Origin of the sequence: Exiguobacterium sp. s57 (assembly GCF_018617685.1) — a bacterium.
GTDB lineage: Bacteria > Bacillota > Bacilli > Exiguobacteriales > Exiguobacteriaceae > Exiguobacterium > Exiguobacterium marinum.
Map to the genome: position 1 here is coordinate 977,900 of NZ_JACSKR010000001.1, position 16,005 is coordinate 993,904.

The 16,005-nt window shown below is 48.1% G+C and carries 17 protein-coding genes and 1 tRNA gene; 4 read left to right on the forward strand and 14 right to left on the reverse strand.

Going from position 1 to position 16,005, the window contains the following annotated elements; all coding sequences use genetic code 11:
- Positions 1-2 precede the first annotated feature (2 nt).
- Positions 3-1,148, reverse strand: a complete 1,146-nt coding sequence (locus KNO98_RS04975; RefSeq protein WP_214699447.1) for an RNA polymerase factor sigma-54 — start codon at positions 1,146-1,148, stop codon at positions 3-5.
- Between the two features lie 118 nt (positions 1,149-1,266).
- Here KNO98_RS04975 and KNO98_RS04980 point away from each other — a divergent pair.
- The 3 genes from KNO98_RS04980 to clpP all read left to right on the forward strand — a co-directional run bounded on the left by KNO98_RS04980 (position 1,267) and on the right by clpP (position 4,076).
- Positions 1,267-1,339: transfer RNA gene (locus tag KNO98_RS04980), tRNA-Arg, on the forward strand.
- A 138-nt stretch (positions 1,340-1,477) separates the two neighbouring features.
- Complete coding sequence (locus KNO98_RS04985; protein ID WP_214699454.1) at positions 1,478-3,373, forward strand: DEAD/DEAH box helicase; 1,896 nt, start codon at positions 1,478-1,480, stop codon at positions 3,371-3,373.
- Positions 3,374-3,500: 127 nt separating this feature from the next.
- The gene (gene clpP / locus KNO98_RS04990; protein WP_012726916.1) at positions 3,501-4,076 is read left to right on the forward strand and encodes an ATP-dependent Clp endopeptidase proteolytic subunit ClpP; all 576 of its coding nucleotides are present in this window, start codon (positions 3,501-3,503) and stop codon (positions 4,074-4,076) included.
- Between the two features lie 56 nt (positions 4,077-4,132).
- Here clpP and KNO98_RS04995 read toward each other — a convergent pair whose 3' ends face one another.
- From KNO98_RS04995 to hprK, 12 genes are all read right to left on the reverse strand, one after another.
- Complete coding sequence (locus KNO98_RS04995; protein ID WP_353047774.1) at positions 4,133-4,576, reverse strand: hypothetical protein; 444 nt, start codon at positions 4,574-4,576, stop codon at positions 4,133-4,135.
- An 89-nt stretch (positions 4,577-4,665) separates the two neighbouring features.
- Entirely contained in the window at positions 4,666-5,190 is a 525-nt protein-coding gene (locus KNO98_RS05000; protein WP_026825437.1) for a DUF2179 domain-containing protein, read from the reverse strand.
- Positions 5,191-5,282: 92 nt separating this feature from the next.
- Positions 5,283-5,519: a hypothetical protein gene (locus tag KNO98_RS05005; protein ID WP_012726920.1), complete on the reverse strand. Its 237-nt coding sequence runs from the start codon at positions 5,517-5,519 to the stop codon at positions 5,283-5,285.
- An 86-nt stretch (positions 5,520-5,605) separates the two neighbouring features.
- Positions 5,606-6,559: a DNA-binding protein WhiA gene (whiA, locus tag KNO98_RS05010; protein WP_026825436.1), complete on the reverse strand. Its 954-nt coding sequence runs from the start codon at positions 6,557-6,559 to the stop codon at positions 5,606-5,608.
- 34 nt (positions 6,560-6,593) lie between these two features.
- Positions 6,594-7,589 carry a gluconeogenesis factor YvcK family protein gene (locus KNO98_RS05015; protein WP_214699464.1) on the reverse strand — a complete coding sequence of 332 codons (996 nt, stop codon included), beginning with the start codon at positions 7,587-7,589 and terminating at the stop codon, positions 6,594-6,596.
- Between the two features lies 1 nt (position 7,590).
- On the reverse strand, positions 7,591-8,463 hold the full coding sequence (rapZ, locus tag KNO98_RS05020) for an RNase adapter RapZ (protein ID WP_214699466.1): 873 nt from the start codon (positions 8,461-8,463) through the stop codon (positions 7,591-7,593).
- A gap of 120 nt (positions 8,464-8,583) precedes the next feature.
- Positions 8,584-9,537, reverse strand: coding sequence for a thioredoxin-disulfide reductase (trxB, locus tag KNO98_RS05025; RefSeq protein WP_026825433.1), 954 nt, complete (start codon positions 9,535-9,537; stop codon positions 8,584-8,586).
- Positions 9,538-9,605: 68 nt separating this feature from the next.
- On the reverse strand, positions 9,606-11,078 hold the full coding sequence (locus tag KNO98_RS05030; protein ID WP_214699468.1) for a tetratricopeptide repeat protein: 1,473 nt from the start codon (positions 11,076-11,078) through the stop codon (positions 9,606-9,608).
- A gap of 294 nt (positions 11,079-11,372) precedes the next feature.
- The gene (locus KNO98_RS05035) at positions 11,373-11,855 is read right to left on the reverse strand and encodes an acyltransferase (RefSeq protein WP_026825431.1); all 483 of its coding nucleotides are present in this window, start codon (positions 11,853-11,855) and stop codon (positions 11,373-11,375) included.
- Positions 11,848-12,498, reverse strand: coding sequence for a pyrophosphatase PpaX (gene ppaX / locus KNO98_RS05040; RefSeq protein ID WP_214699470.1), 651 nt, complete (start codon positions 12,496-12,498; stop codon positions 11,848-11,850). The genes KNO98_RS05035 and ppaX overlap by 8 nt, the downstream gene beginning before the upstream one ends.
- Positions 12,498-13,316 (reverse strand): prolipoprotein diacylglyceryl transferase, encoded by an 819-nt coding sequence (gene lgt / locus KNO98_RS05045; RefSeq protein WP_214699473.1) that lies wholly within the window; start codon positions 13,314-13,316, stop codon positions 12,498-12,500. The genes ppaX and lgt overlap by 1 nt, the downstream gene beginning before the upstream one ends.
- A gap of 2 nt (positions 13,317-13,318) precedes the next feature.
- On the reverse strand, positions 13,319-14,254 hold the full coding sequence (gene hprK, locus KNO98_RS05050) for an HPr(Ser) kinase/phosphatase (protein ID WP_026825428.1): 936 nt from the start codon (positions 14,252-14,254) through the stop codon (positions 13,319-13,321).
- 147 nt (positions 14,255-14,401) lie between these two features.
- Between hprK and KNO98_RS05055 the strand changes: the two genes are divergently transcribed.
- Positions 14,402-14,758 (forward strand): hypothetical protein, encoded by a 357-nt coding sequence (locus tag KNO98_RS05055; protein ID WP_214699480.1) that lies wholly within the window; start codon positions 14,402-14,404, stop codon positions 14,756-14,758.
- A gap of 37 nt (positions 14,759-14,795) precedes the next feature.
- On the opposite strand, the gene KNO98_RS05060 is transcribed toward KNO98_RS05055, so the two are convergent.
- On the reverse strand, positions 14,796-15,965 hold the full coding sequence (locus tag KNO98_RS05060; protein ID WP_026825426.1) for a DUF4097 family beta strand repeat-containing protein: 1,170 nt from the start codon (positions 15,963-15,965) through the stop codon (positions 14,796-14,798).
- Between the last annotated feature and the right edge of the window lie 40 nt (positions 15,966-16,005).

Here is a 16,005-nt window from a genome sequence, read left to right on the forward strand (position 1 = left end):
AGTCACCCTTTCCATACCTGTCGCTCACGCTCCCGCGAGTTACCGAACCCTAGTTCTTCCCGGTAGTTCGTCACCGTCCGACGTGTCACTTGATAACCGTATCGAGCCAGCTCATGTGCGAGCGTTTGGTCACTTTGTGGTGCTGTCTCTTGTTGAATCAGTTCAGCGAGCGTACGTTTGATCATAAACGGTGAGTGACCATGACTCGTCGACCGGACAAAAAAGTGTCTCCACTCCATAATCCCGTTCTCAGTCTTGGCAAATTTCCCTTGGATGGCACGCCCGACCGTCGATTCATGTTTTCCGATCAAGTGCGCGACCGTCCGACGGGTCAACGGATTGAGGACAAGTTTTCCCTTGAGCCATTCCGTCTGACGTGATTCGATGACGCCCCAAATCTCACGCAACGTCTCATTCCGCATCGCAAGGGATGTCATCCACCATCTCGCCTCACGATCATTGCCGACTCGTGTCGAGTCGAGCTCAGGGCTGAGCCATGTCGTGACGAGTTTTTCGTCTTCATAGCTCACCTCGACTTCCGGAAAAATTTGACTAGTTTCTTCATATAAATTAGGACGTTTCGGAAGCGTCGCCACAATACGTTCTAGACCGGCAAGCTCTTCCTCTGAGACGGCAAGTACGATTGCCATCTGTTGATGACTCACACCATTCTCGATTGCGTCGAACACATCGACGACACGAGGGTCATCATGTTCGATCGCATGTCGATATTGACACTCTCTTTCTGTTCTCGCCCCGATCCCCGTCGGTTCAAGAAACAAGAGCGCCTGTCTCGCTTGTTCGATTTGAGCGACATCGACTTGAAGACGCTCCGCCAACACTTCATTCGTGTCCGGCAATAATCCCCGATGGTCGAGCAAGAGGACGAGCTTTCGTCTAAGCTCTTTATCCGCCTCACTACCGCCCCCTTCTCGAATCTGGGTGAACAGCTTCTCTTCAAATGCGCTCGCCACATCCTCGATCCATTCGACACCCCCGCTTCCGAAATGGATGTTCGCGTTATGTCGGGCTAGCCGTGCAAGACGAAATATGAGCGCCAGACGATCCGCCTCGAGCACCGGTAGCCGTTGCACGAGGTCTTGCGTCATCTGTTGCTGTTGCACTTGTTTTTGTTCTTGTCGTTGCATCGTTCTCCCCCCTCTTCTCTATTGTAACGAACCCGCTCCACTCGCGCTCAAAAAAGGTAAATGAACAGGATTGCTTTTTCAATAAAACAAATGTATAATGAATTCGTGTCACACATATGCACCCGTAGCTCAGGGGATAGAGCACTGGTTTCCGGTGCCAGGTGTCGGGAGTTCGAATCTCTCCGGGTGTATCAGAAATAAAGGACGAAGACCTTAGTTGGTTTTCGTCCTTTTTGTATATTTTCACCTACAATTTCAGTGCATCTCGCTTCCTAATATCCTTTATATAGTATATTAGAGTAAAAGATTTGGAAAAGAGGTGTCATTTTATGGCTCATACTGTTCCTGAAACAATTCGTTCTTCTGCTACGGCAGGTGAGCGACTCGTCTTTCGTACGTTGAAGCATTACCTACCAGACGACTATATTGTTTATTACGAACCGAATATACATGGCCGCAGGCCGGACTTCGTCATCATCGGACCGGACTTAGGATTAATCGTCTTAGAAGTGAAAGATTATACTCGCTCTACCCTATATCAATTGAATCATGATGAATGGATTATCACTCCGGCAAACGGATCTCAAAAGAAAATAAAAAGTCCGTTTCTGCAGGCCCGGGAAAATATGTTCAAACTGACTGACGTTCTAAGAAAAGATCAAAATCTGATTCAACACGAAGGAAAGTATGCAACGACTTTAAAATTCCCATATGGGTCCGGGGTCATTTTTACACGTTTGACCCAAAATGATTGTATCCGTCACGGATTATATCAAGTGATTGACCCTTGCTTTTCCCTTATGCGTGATGAAATCAATCCCGATGACCCGCAATTCTCTGAAGAGGTACTCATTGAAAAAATACTAAACATGTTCACCGTTCCTTATCGCCTAAAGCAACCATTGACCGGTGAAGAAATCGATTCGATTCGCTATCATCTGTTTCCTGAAGTCCGAATCAGCGCAGAGTTTAAAAAAATCACCCCTTATCAAGATCAACTTTTATTGTCGCTCCATAACATTCGAGCGATGGATTTACATCAAGAAAACTTGGCTAAACAACTCGGCGATCAAAATCGATTAATTCGAGGTGTTGCAGGAAGTGGGAAAACACTGATATTAGCCAGTCGCGCTAAACTGTTATCTAAACAGCATCCCGAATGGAAAATTTTAATCCTATGTTACAATATCTCGCTAGCTCGCTTTATCGAACAGATGGTGCAACAAATGATGCTAGAACCGGATGATTTGTTCGATTTCGATCCTTTAGTAAAACGTAAAAGCCATTTGATCGAAGTACGAAATTTCCATGCCTGGTTGCAGAACGATTTACATATTTCTGAGAAAAGGATTTTAGCGACACTTGAGAAGTTAAGAAAACGAGAAATCATCCTTCCTTCGTACGATGCCATTTTGATTGACGAGGGACAAGACTTTGAACCCGAATGGCTCGAACTCGCCAGTGAAGTCTTGAACCCAGAAACAAAATCTCTGTTGCTTGTTGAAGATCGCGCACAATCCATCTATAAGCGGAAACGTAACTATGTACAGGACACGGGTCTCGACTTCCGAGGAAGGTCTAAAATTTTAAATATCAATTATCGGAACACATCTCAAATCGTATCGTTCGCCTGGTCGTTTTATCAATACAATTCTTCTCTAAAAGATAAAGTTGTGACGAAGGAATTAGATGGCGAAATCATCGCTCCTCAGAGTACGCTTAGAAGAGGTCCTGAACCAGCCATTATCAAATGCGAGCATTTCTTCAAAGAAGCAGATCTCGTAGCTCGGCAAATCAAAAAGTTACATGACGAGAAGAAAGTCCCCTATTCTGAAATGCTGATTCTTTATCGTGTCCAGAAGTTTTCGTCGATGCACTATGTCGATGCGTTGCAACGTGCGTTAGATTACTATGAGATCAAGCACTTTTGGATCACAGAAAACAGTGAATCAAAGCGCACTTTCTCAAAAGATGACAAGTGCGTAAAAATCAGTACGATTGACAGCAGTAAAGGACTTGATTTTCAAGCAGTGTTTATCGTCAACGTTGACAATATGCCGTTTAAATATGAAAAAGATGTCGAGCGTGAAGTCTCTCTCCTTTACATCGGGATGACGCGTGCTAAAGAATATCTGTTCTTATCGTATTCTGGTGAATCTAGTTTCACACGTTATTTCGAATCTAGTCGGGTCATCACATTGGCTCGTCCAAAACTAAATGGGTAACCATCACTTCTTGAGACGTTTTACACATCGTGGGTCGTGGAATAACCGGTAGAAAGGGTTTCTGTTTGACCAACATTGACTATACAGGTATGATGAAATTACAACCTACATAAAGGAGGCAGATTCAATGTTAATTCCAACAGTTATCGAACAAACAGGCCGTGGGGAGCGCGCGTATGACATCTACTCACGCTTGCTCAAAGACCGTATCATCCTTCTCGGTAGTGCGATTGACGACAACGTCGCGAACTCCATCGTCGCACAGCTCCTCTTCCTCGCAGCTGAGGATCCAGAAAAGGACATCTCGCTCTACATCAACAGCCCAGGTGGTTCGATTACAGCAGGTATGGCGATCTATGACACGATGAACTTCATCAAGCCGAACGTGTCGACGATTTGTATCGGAATGGCTGCATCGATGGGTGCCTTCTTGCTCCAAGCCGGTGAAAAAGGTAAACGCTTCGCATTGCCAAACGCGGAGATTATGATTCACCAACCGCTCGGTGGCACACAAGGTCAAGCGTCAGACATTAAAATTCACGCAGAACGCATCATCAAAATGCGTGAGAAGTTGAACCAAATCATGGCAGAAAACACTGGACAGCCACTTGAAGTCATCGAACGCGACACAGAGCGCGACTACTTCATGGCAGCTGACCAAGCGAAAGACTACGGTCTCATCGACAAAGTCATGACACGCTAATCATACAAAAGACGTTTCCCATTTTTATCGGGAAACGTCTTTTAATATGGTTTTTGTCACTTTTCGGACACCTTGACGCCGAATACGTACCGACTATCGCCTTGCGTCCATTCCCCGCCGACTTCATAGAGATAGGTGCCCGGCTCCTCCGGGACGATTGCGTCTGCCGGGACGAGTTCGCCGTCCTCGATTCGATGAAAACTCGATGCCTTCGGTTCCGCATGATAGACGACGTCGATTCGGTCTCCCGGTTTGACCGTAATCAGTTGCAGGTCATCCGCTTTCGGCAAACCATAGTCGGCGCATGTCGCTTGATTTCCGGCCTCCCAACAGTACGTCGATTGTTCTACTTCCGCCGTCACCGAACCGACTCGGACAGTCGGGAGTGGTGGTTTGACGGTGTCTTCTCCGTCGCCTAACAGCGTCACGGCAAAATAGATGATGCCAACACCGACAAGCAAGAATAATAAGACAATCCAAAAACGTCGATTGCTCTTCACGGTCTCATCTCCTTCTCTCACTAGTTCCCTATCGCGTAGTAAAATTCCTACTCCAACAAAAAAAGACCCACTTACGTGAGTCTCGTGCGTCATTTCGGGCGACGTAGCCCTTTCATCATATAGCCGCCTTTGAAATCAATCGGGTCAAATGCGACGAGAAACGCCTTCGGTTCATGTTTCTCGACAAGTTCACGAAGTTCCTTCATCCGTGTCCGGGCCGCCAATACGTCAAGACGATAACGGATTCCGTCACGTCCTTGACCTTGGTAATGTGTCACACCGTATCCATTGTCGCGCATCTGTTGAATGAGCTCGGCCGGGTACTCTTTCGTGTGAACTTGAATCATGTTGTAGCCGATTGCGAGTTTCCGTTCGACGAAGCCACCGAGTAAAATCCCGAGTCCGAACCCGACCGCATAGACGATCATTCCGAGCGTCGTCAAATCCTGGAATACAATACCGAGCGCGAAGATATAAATTAATGTTTCTAGCGTACCAAACATCGCTGCAATCATTGTTTTGCCTTTAACAAGCATAATCGTTCGAAGGGTCAGAACCGGCACGAAGATTAATTGTAACAATAAAATAAGTAGCAATTGACTTGCTTGTCCCATACATTTGCCCTCCTCTTTATTCAGTACCTCAACTATTCCAAATTTTCTGGAGAGATGCAACTAAAAAAGGCTGACCGAAGTCAACCTTTCACTTAGTTATCTAGATTCTTTACGCTCGTGAGCAACTCGTAGTCTTTACGAATGACTTCGTAGATTGCATTCTTATCTCCGTTCAACAACTCTTCTGCACGAAGCTGGTTCAAGAAGAGGCTCGTTGCAAACGTGACGAGTGCACTTTTCGGAATCCCGATTTCTTTTGCACGCTCTGTGATGACTTGATCGAGCTTAGCGTCGATCGTGAGCGATAATCTTTTCTTTTCATTCGACATAATGATGAAGCTCCTTTAATTCGCTTTTCATAAAACCTATACACAATTGCTTATTATATAGGAAGAATGGTTTTGGTGCAACCGCATCACGAAGATGCAATCTCGCCACCGCTGCGCACACGCTCGGCAATTTGATCTATTTTACGAAGTCTATGGTTGATTCCAGACTTCGATATTGGTCCGGACTCGAGCATCTCCCCGAGCTCCTGCAAGGAGACGTCTTGATGCGTGACACGCAGTTCGGCGATCTCCCGCAGTTTTTTCGGCAAGACATCGAGTCCGACTGTCCGTTCTAAGAATTTGATATTCTCAACCTGACGCAATGCCGCACCGACCGTCTTGTTCAAGTTCGCTGTCTCACAGTTGACGAGACGGTTGACGGAGTTACGCATATCTTTGATGATGCGTGCATCTTCAAATTCCAGCATCCCTCGTGTGGCGCCAATCAATTTGAGGAAATCTGAGATTTTCTCGCTCTCTTTCATGTAAAGGATATGTCCTTTTTTCCGTTCGAGCGTCTTTGCGTTCAAATCAAAGCGGTTCGCCAAATCACGTAGCGCCTGATTATGATTTTCATACAAACTATACACTTCGAGGTGATACGATGACGTCTTCGGATGGTTGATCGACCCACCCGCAAGAAACGCCCCACGTAAATAGGCACGTGCCAAGTTCTCGTCCCGTGTCATATCCGAGTTCAGTGTCCGGATCATCTCATAATTCTCTCCGAGAATCTCGAGGTCCCGAAGCATCGTCTCTGCATGTTGTGATACACGGACGATATAGACGTTGTTCTTTTTCAGACGCATTTTCTTCCGTACAAACAAATCGAGCGGATGGTCGTAAAGCCGCTTCATCAATGAATACATCCGCCGGGCAATCGAGGCGTTCTCCGTCGAGACATCAAGGGTCATACCTCGTCCTAGGGCAAGCGAGATGACTCCATTCATCCGAACGAGTGCCGACAATTCAGCTTTCGCCTCGGCATCGTTCGCTTCGAGCTGGGTGAGTTCTTTCTTCACATCTGATGCAAAGCTCATCGAGTCCCCCTCCTTTCTATCTTTCAAACAATCTTTATTTCAATTCCAACTCCTGAAACGAACGAGGTTTCTTAATCCGAAGCACCCGTTGCATGACAAGTCCGGCGATGGCATCAGAGTCATGGCGGATATAATCGCGGTTATAGTCGACGATATCCCCTGCGAGGACGTTCGTCCCGTAGTGTCGGAGCTTTTTCCGGTCGAAACGGACTTCTTCTGATCCGTCTTCAAGATAGCGCTCTAAATAGTCTTCAGCAATCGGCTCGTTATTAACAACAATCGTGTCAATTGATGCCTTCCCGAGATACGACTCGACGACTTTCAAATGTTTCATCGCGTCATAACCTTTCGTCTCCCCCGGTTGTGTCATAACGTTACAAATGTAGACGACCGGGACTTTCGAGCGGATGATTTCTTCCCGTACGGCCGGGATGAGTAAGTTCGGGATGATGCTCGTATAGAGACTTCCTGGACCGAGGACGATGACGTCTGCTTCTTCAATTGCCTCAACGACCCCGGGTGCCGGCTTGATGCCTTCCTCGAGTAAGAACAGGCGTTTAATCGGCTGCTCTTGGAGCGGGATTTTGGATTCCCCTTTGACAATCGTTCCGTCTTCGAACTCCGCCGCGAGTGTCATGAGCGTCTCTGTGACCGGCAATACCTTCCCTTGTGCGTTCAAGAGCTGTGACATGACGTCAATCGCTTTCACAAACGAGCCTTCACAAATGTGCGTCGCCGCCGTGAGCATCAAGTTTCCGAGGGAGTGCCCTTCTAAGCCATAGCCCGTGTCGAATCGGTATTGCAAAATTTTATCCATTAATGGCTCGACTTCCGATAATGCCAAGATGACGTTTCGAATGTCCCCTGGAGGCAACATATGAAACTCATCGCGTAGACGTCCCGAACTCCCGCCGTCGTCACCTACCGTGACGATGGCCGTGATGTCGAGCGGATAATGTTTCAAGCCACGAACGAGAGTGGACAATCCCGTTCCTCCACCGATGGCCACTACTTTCCGGTCTCGTCTCATGTCACTTCTCCTTCGTCGCGTGAGCGAGGTCACGGTGGACTGTCTTCACGTTATATCGCTCGGCGAAGTGTTCCGATACTTTCTCAGCAAATGTGATCGATCGGTGTTTTCCGCCCGTACAACCGAACGCCACGACAATCTGTGTCTTTCCTTCGCGCTTATATTGCGGAAGGAGGAACTCGAGCATGTCAATCAACTTTTTATAAAATGCTCGTGCCTCCGGATGTGACATGACGTAATTCTGCACTTCTGTCGTCTGACCCGTGAGCGGTCGAAGCTCAGGTATATAAAACGGGTTCGTAATGAAACGGACATCGAATAACAAGTCGATATCGAGCGGCACCCCATGTTTGAAACCAAACGACATGAAGTTGACCGTGAACGGAATCCGTTCCTCATTAAATTGTTGCAAGATGCGGTCCTTCAACATCTGTGGCTTCAAATCACTCGTGTCATAAAGCGTATGAGCACGGTCACGGAATCCTTCTAGCAGTTCGCGCTCCATCTTGATCCCAACGAGTGGCGCATCTTCAGGTGCGAGCGGATGTGAACGTCGTGTCTCTTTATAGCGACGAACGAGCACGTCGTCCCTTGTCTCTAAGTACAATAGATGTGGATGTACATTTTTCTTTTCTAAATCGTCAATGACGATGAACAAGCTGTCGATAAAATCTCTCGTGCGTGTATCAATAGCGACCGCGATTTTCGGCCGGACCGAGCTGATGACATCAATCAATTGTGGCAAGAGAACCGGCGGTAAGTTATCGACACAAAAATAGCCGAGGTCCTCGAAACTATTCATCGCGACCGACTTCCCTGCCCCGCTCATTCCACTGATGATGATCAATTCTTCTAATCCTTTAAAATCTTCCATCTCGCTGACGCCCCCTTAAAATTGACAACCGAGCCGTGTGTGCAGCTCTTTCCATCTAGTATAACGAACGTCCGAAAAAAAGAGAAGGACCGCGGTTCCCCGCAGTCCTAGCTTCTTGAATCATGCGTTTTGTTCTTGCAACGATTCGAGGAGTCCCTCGATGAAGTGTTGAGCATTTTGAGCGGCAATCGACCCGTCGTTTGTCGCCGTGACGACTTGACGGAGTGTTTTCTCACGAACGTCACCGGCAGCGAAGATTCCTGGAATGTTCGTTTCCATCGCTTCGTTTGTGACGATGTAACCTTGCTCGTTCGTGATGCCGAGGTCTTGGACGAACCCCGTGATCGGGTTCATACCGATATAGATGAAGACGCCGTCGATTTCGTGGTCTGTCTCTGTCCCGTCAACCGTGTTGACGAGACGAACCCCACCGACTTTCCCGTCTTTCTCTGTAATTTCTTTCACCGTATGGTTCCAAATGAAATCGATTTTCTCATTGTCGAACGCACGCTTTTGAAGAATCTTTTGAGCGCGGAGCTCGTCGCGACGGTGAACGATTGTCACCTTGTTCGCGAAACGTGTCAAGAAGACACCTTCCTCAACGGCTGAGTCGCCACCACCGATGACGAACAAATCTTTCCCTTTGAAGAATGCCCCATCACATACCGCACAATACGATACACCACGGCCGCCGAGCTCTTCTTCACCCGGTACGCCGATTTTCTTATACTGAGCACCAGAGGCGAGGATGATTGCACGCGCTTTGTAGTCTCGGTTGTGCGCATGCACGACTTTATATTCTGTTTCATCCGAGATGCGCTGCACGTCTCCATATGCATACTCCGCACCGAACGCTTTCGAGTGGTCGAACATTTTTTGCGATAAGTCAGGACCGAGGATGCTATCGTAGCCCGGGTAGTTCTCGATGTCTTCCGTATTGGCCATCTGACCACCTGGAATTCCGCGTTCGATCATAAGCGTTGAAAGGTTTGCACGTGAAGCATATAGCGCAGCAGTCATTCCGGCAGGACCGGCACCGATGATAATGACGTCATAAATTTTTTCTTCTGTCATGTTTATTCCACCTCTGCAAGAAATTGATTGCCTTTAGTATAAGAAACCTGTACGGGTATCGTCTATCTTTATGCTTGTTCGAGTGTTCGTTTGAAAGAACGTACCTTCTCTGTCAACGTATCGACCGGAAGATGGAAGGCGTTCGCACAGTCTTCGAGAATCAGCGCGTCTCGTTTTGTATAAAACATCCAGACGAGCGCAGCGGCCGATGCCGTTACGTCCAAGAATGGTTCATCCAACAACAAAAGTGTGGCAAAACGTTCATAGAAGTCACCTTCAAGACTCATCCGTTCCGCTTCCGAAACGTGTGCTTCAGCCAAGACAAGTGCGTCAAACGCACGTTTGATTCGTTCGTCTCCATTGAACGATTGACTACAAAGGTCGGCACGGCACATCTCCGCGAACGCGCGGACCGTCTCGTTCTCCGTCACCGCATTCGTGAGCGCGAGCGCTTCGAACGCCTCGTCGTCTTTAAGGTTAGAGATAATACGAATAATCTCGACTCGAGCCAAATCGCTTTCTTGACGCAATCCCTGGACGAGCGCCGAACGAAACTCAAGGTTTTCCCTAATATCGAAGCTCTGTCTCTCTTCGAATCGTTTCATCTCTTCATTGTTCAAGTAGGTGGCTGCCTCTTCTAATCGTCCTGTCTTGTAGGCAGACACGCTGAGCCAATGCCCGAACAATGGGTCACCGCGAAACCCGTGGTCCTTCAATAAGCGCAATTCTTCATACGCACGGTCGTAGTGACCGACGAGTGCGAGTGTCGTCGCTAATTTATAACGCAAGTTGTAATGGAGCGGACGGACACGTGTGAGCGGTGTCGATAAGTGGATCGCCGCTTCCGAGTGTCCTGCTTCATGAAGCAAGAGAATCGTATTTAAAATCGCATGCAAGTTGCCAGGATTTTGATCGAGTACATATTCGAGCGTCCGGAACGCCGCTTGATCATCACCGAGATAAAAGCTGACGACCGATAAATTGTTATAGGCCGGCCAAAACTCTGGATATCTCCCGATCAGGCGTTCGAGTGTCGCCTTTGCCGCAAATAACCGTCCTTTGTCGATTTGACGCTGTGCTTCTGTATGCCACGTAATCAACTCATCTTCTTCCTCGTCCTCGAGCTCTTGTTCGAGCTCAATCAGTTCAAGAAGGGATTGCACCGCTTCCGTGTAGTGACCTTTCGCGTCACGATCGAGATATTCGGATGCATAATTTGCGGCTTCTTCATATTGAGAGACATAGGCACAGTTACTCGCTAAGTGATAAAGCGCCTCTGTCGCAGTCTCGTCGAGCTCTAAAACTCGCTTCCACACGTCATTAGCGTGGTAGATCTCCCCTACTTCAAACAACAGTTCTGCGTACTGTTTATGATAGTCGACGCGATGCGTGGCTGCCGCTGTCGCTTCAGCCATGAAAAAAGTCGCTTCATCTAGGCGACCTTCACGTAACGCACGACGACCTCTATAGTAGTGGAGCTCCGCAGCGAGCGGAGATTCTGGTTCGGGTAGCGTCATTACTGCTTCATAGTTCGCTTCCATATTCTAAATCCTCCACATCATCTTTAAATCTTTTTTTAGTTGCAGGGATAAGAATACCTCACTCGAACAACGAGGGCAACTGAAAAAGTTAAAAAAAATCGCGACTATATTCCTTCTATAATGAATATTTTTTACTAGGTTCAAAAATTATTTTTGAGCGAAAATATATTTTTTTCATTTCTGTACTTTTTTCCATTAAAAAGCGGTATCTCTTTAAAAAAAAGTGATACCGCTCAAGTATTCTTTCATCTTCTTATACAAAACATGCACGAAAACTTTTTGCGAAAAATTGTGTCAAATATGTGTCAGCGATTGTAGTTTCGCCCCTACGACTCGTTCACCCGGCAACACGTCGCGATGAACAATCGCGCCAGCGCCAACGACAGCACCGTCTCCAATCGTCACACCGGGCAAGATGGTCACATTCGCTCCGATCAACACCTCATCACCGATGACGACGTCCCCGATCCGATACTCATCCACGAGATACTCATGACAAAGAATCGTCGAATTGAACCCGATGACCGTGTTGCGACCAATCGTGATCCTCTCCGGGAACATGACGTCCGGTGTGACCATGAGGGCAAGTGCACTATACTCTCCTATGTTCATGCCGAGAAATGTCCGGTAGAGCCAACGCTTCGCCTTTACTGAAGGAAAATAACGTCCGACGAGCACGACCGCCGTGTTTTTGAAGACACGTAAAAAACGAATCGTCCGATACATCTGCCAAAGCGGATTCGGTCCGTCGATATGAAATCGCTTCGTTTTACGCACGGACGCTTACCTCATCGAGCCACGCCTCGAAATGTTCCATCGTATCAATGATGACGTCTGGCTCGAGCGATTCGAGGAAAGGACGACCTTTGAGTGCCCAACCGACTGCGACCGTTTTCGTCCCGGCGTTCTTTCCGCTGAAAATGTCGGTATCGTTATCGCCGACCATGACCGCGCGTTCTGCCGACGAATCGAGCGCCTGAAGCGCACGCTCGACCGGTTCGGCGTGAGGCTTTTCGTTCTCAACGTCATCTGCCGTCACAACGACGTCAAACAAATGATCGATGTTGAATAATTGAAGACCCCGCTCGACGACAGGACGCCCTTTCGACGTGACGATCCCCATCTTATAGCCTTTCGCATGGAGGCGGTATAACCCCTCGATGACACCGGGATATTCTGCGACAAGTTGATCATGCATCGCGATATTAAAACTTCGATAGAACGCCTGCATCTCTTTCCATTCCGGTTCGTTGAGTTCTCGGAACGACTTCTCAAGCGTCGGTCCGATGAATCGATAGATGTCTTCATCCCGATACGTATTTTCTGGGAAATAGTATTCGAACGTATGACGGAAACTCGCGATGATGAGCGGGTTCGTATCGAGTAACGTTCCATCTAAGTCAAATAAGAGCGTATCCATTAATCAAACAGTCCTTTCTCTGATGGGTCGTTGTACCGTTTCGCGTTGCGGCGAAGAATCATCATGACGATACCGAAGAGGATCAAGGCGATGGACACCATTTGGGCCGCACGCAAATCACCTGACATGAGACTATCCGTTCGGAGTCCCTCGATGTAGTAGCGACCGATCGAATACCAGACGAGGTAGGACAAGAAGATATACCCACGTCGTGGGTTTCCGACCATACGCCAAACGACGAGGAGAATGACCCCGATGATGCTCCAGACACTCTCATATAGGAACGTTGGAATATAGTAAGCCCCATCGATATACATTTGATTGACAATCCAGTCCGGCAACATGAGCGTGTCTTGTAAGAAGCTACGCGTCGTCTCTCCACCATGTGCCTCTTGGTTCATGAAGTTCCCCCAGCGTCCGACAGCCTGCCCGAGAAGAAGGGAAGGTGCCAAGATGTCTGTCACTTTCCAAAAAGACATCGATTTTCGCATACAGTATACGATAACGACAAGGAGCGCCCCGAAGATGGCACCGTGGATGGCAATTCCGCCTTGACGGATATCGATGATTTGCCCAAGGTTTTCTGAGTAATAATCCCACTGGAACGTCACGTAATAAATACGCGCAAAAATGATACTGATCGGGATCGACCAAATGACGACATCCACAAGTCGCTCCGAATCGTAATTGATGCGTTTCGCTTCATATAAAGCAAGAACGAGTCCGAGCATCGCCCCGAAGGCGATAATCATGCCATACCAATAAATCGGCAGAGATCCAATCTCAAATGCTACACGATCAAATGTCGGTTCTACCATGATCACAAGTCTCCTTCAGTGTCCTGAATCGCGTTTGCAAGACGTTCCGCAAACTCTTCAGCCGTATTGATTCCCATGTTTTGGAGACGATAGTTCATCGCCGCGACTTCAATGATGACCGCCAAGTTTCGGCCTGGGCGAACCGGGATCGTCAGGAGCGGGACTTCACTATCGATGATTTTCATCACGTTGTGGTCCAGTCCGACACGATCGTACACTTTGCCCGGATCCCAGTTCTCCAAATTGACGATGAGACTGATTTTTTTATGCGACCGAACCGCTCCGGCCCCGAACAACGTCATGACATCGATGATGCCAATCCCACGAATCTCAAGTAAATGACGAATGAGTTTAGGCGCTGAACCGACGAGGAGTTGGTCGCCGGTTTGACGAATCTCAACCGAGTCATCAGCGACGAGACGGTGCCCCCGTTTGACGAGTTCAAGCGCGGTCTCGGATTTTCCGACACCACTTTGCCCTTTGATGAGGACACCGACGCCGTAGATATCGACGAGGACCCCGTGCATCGCCGTCATCGGCGCGAGCTCCATCTCGAGGAAGTTCGTGATTTGTGATTCGATTGAAGTCGTCACCGCATTCGTCCGCATAAGTGGAACGTTTTCTGCTTCCGCTTCTTCCTCGATTTCTTTTGGAATATCGAAACCTCGAGTGATTAAAATACCGGGTGTGTGTTCCGTACATAAAATTTTGGCGCGCTCACGACGCTTTTCTTCCGATAGGCTCGCATAAAAAGTCAATTCCGTCTTCCCTAATACTTGCAGGCGGTTTTTCGCATAGTGCGTATAGTAACCAGCAAGGACGAGACCTGGTCGACTTAGGTCGGGTGTTGCGACCGGACGATGAAGTCCTTCCTCTCCCGCAATAATTTGAAGTTTAAAACGCTCAACGACTTGAGCTGTGCGTACGATATTTTGCATCAGTATCTGCCCCTTTCACGCTCATTATTGTATCATAGCTCTTTCTATGAAAGGTTAGAGAAGTGATGAACAACGTGTCAAAAAATTGATGAAACTTTCATACATTGTGTTCGTAGGAAGGGTATAAGCATAATGGGAGGTGTAGTAATGGAAGGATTATTTGGTATTGCCATCTTGTTTGCGATCGTGATCGGGATTGGTTCGCTCGTCTATATCATCAAGTCGTTGATCGATATGTGGAAAGAATATGCGGCGACGAAAAACGAGACGGTCTTACTCTTGTTCATCTTGAATATCATCGGATTCTTTTTATCGGGTGCGCTCATCTCGATGATTGTCGCCATCATCTTCTACTGGACTCGTTCGAAGTCGATGCGCCTCTTCGGAATCATCCTTTTGATTGCCGGGCCAGTTCTCTTCATCGTCTTCGCGGTCAGTGCCTTCGCGCTGTATGATACTCAGATGATGGATTGGCAACAAATCGAGTATGAAATGAATCTATAATCAAAAAAATCCCGAAGGCGGCGCCTTCGGGATTTTTTTATTGTTGATGGAACGGATTATTCAAATCGCCTGGGTCGACCGGATCGACAGGGTCAGCCGGCTCTGTCTGTTCTTCATCTAAAAATGTCGATGGTGTATACACCGAACCATGCTCTAAGTCGATGGTACCGGTACGTGTTCCCGCTTCGACTTCGATACGAGGTGTTTGACCTCGACCAGACAAGAATTCAAGTCGACGTTGGGCGACGTCCTTGCGGTCACGGATAATCTCGAGTTCATCGAGCAAGCAATGAAGACCTCCGAAGTTCGTTTCTAGTTCACCTTCGACCTCGACACCGTGTGGCAATACGAGTCGAATGTTCCCGGCGAGCGAGGCGAGTTCGAACTTGGCCGGACGAGCCGTTGCCAGTTCCGCACGAATATTTCCGTTCCCTGTCTTAAGGGAAGCTTTGTCGTATTTCCCGCCGATAATGACGGCACCGTTTCCGGTACGGACATGAACGAGTTCCGCTTCTACGCCTTCGATTTCGACCGTCCCGTTGCCAGTATTCAACAGTAGTTCCGATGCATGCACGTCATTTAGCACGACGCGACCGTTCGCGGTTTGTACACGGACGTTCTCGACGTCGAGACCATCGGCCCGGACTTCCCCGTTCAATGTTTGGACATGAAGATGGTTAAAATGGTGATGCGGGATGTACAATTCCACATGGGCCCGGACAAGCTTGTCCCGTAGCGAGACGACGAGACGGTCGCCGATGACGGAATGTTTGACGGCCGACTGTAACTGCTCGAGCGCCTTGTCCGCATCTTGTTGGCGAAGCGGACGTCCCGTTACAATCAGTTCACAGTCTTCGGCATCAGACGATACAATCGTCGCCGATGCGTTGAAAAGATCAAGTGAGATATCGCTGCCTGTGAACGGGAACGACTTCGAGTACGTCACTTCCGGTCCGAAATTCGAGCTGAATGTAAAGTCACTGTCACGAAGTTTCGTCACGAGCCCTTCCATCGCAGACGTCAGTTTCGTCGTAAGCGATTCGACCGAGTACGCATCGACCTTCTCCGTATCCTGTCGTTCTTCAAGCGCTTGAACTTGTTCCGGTTCGAGTCGCTCGAGACGTTCGAGTTGCGTCATCCCCTCCTCAATCGTCATCTTGCCTTCCTTCACTTGCTGGAGAATCAGTTCACGCATTTCTTGTTTCACGTTCGTTTTCCCCCTTCAATTTGATTGCACGTCAATTAAC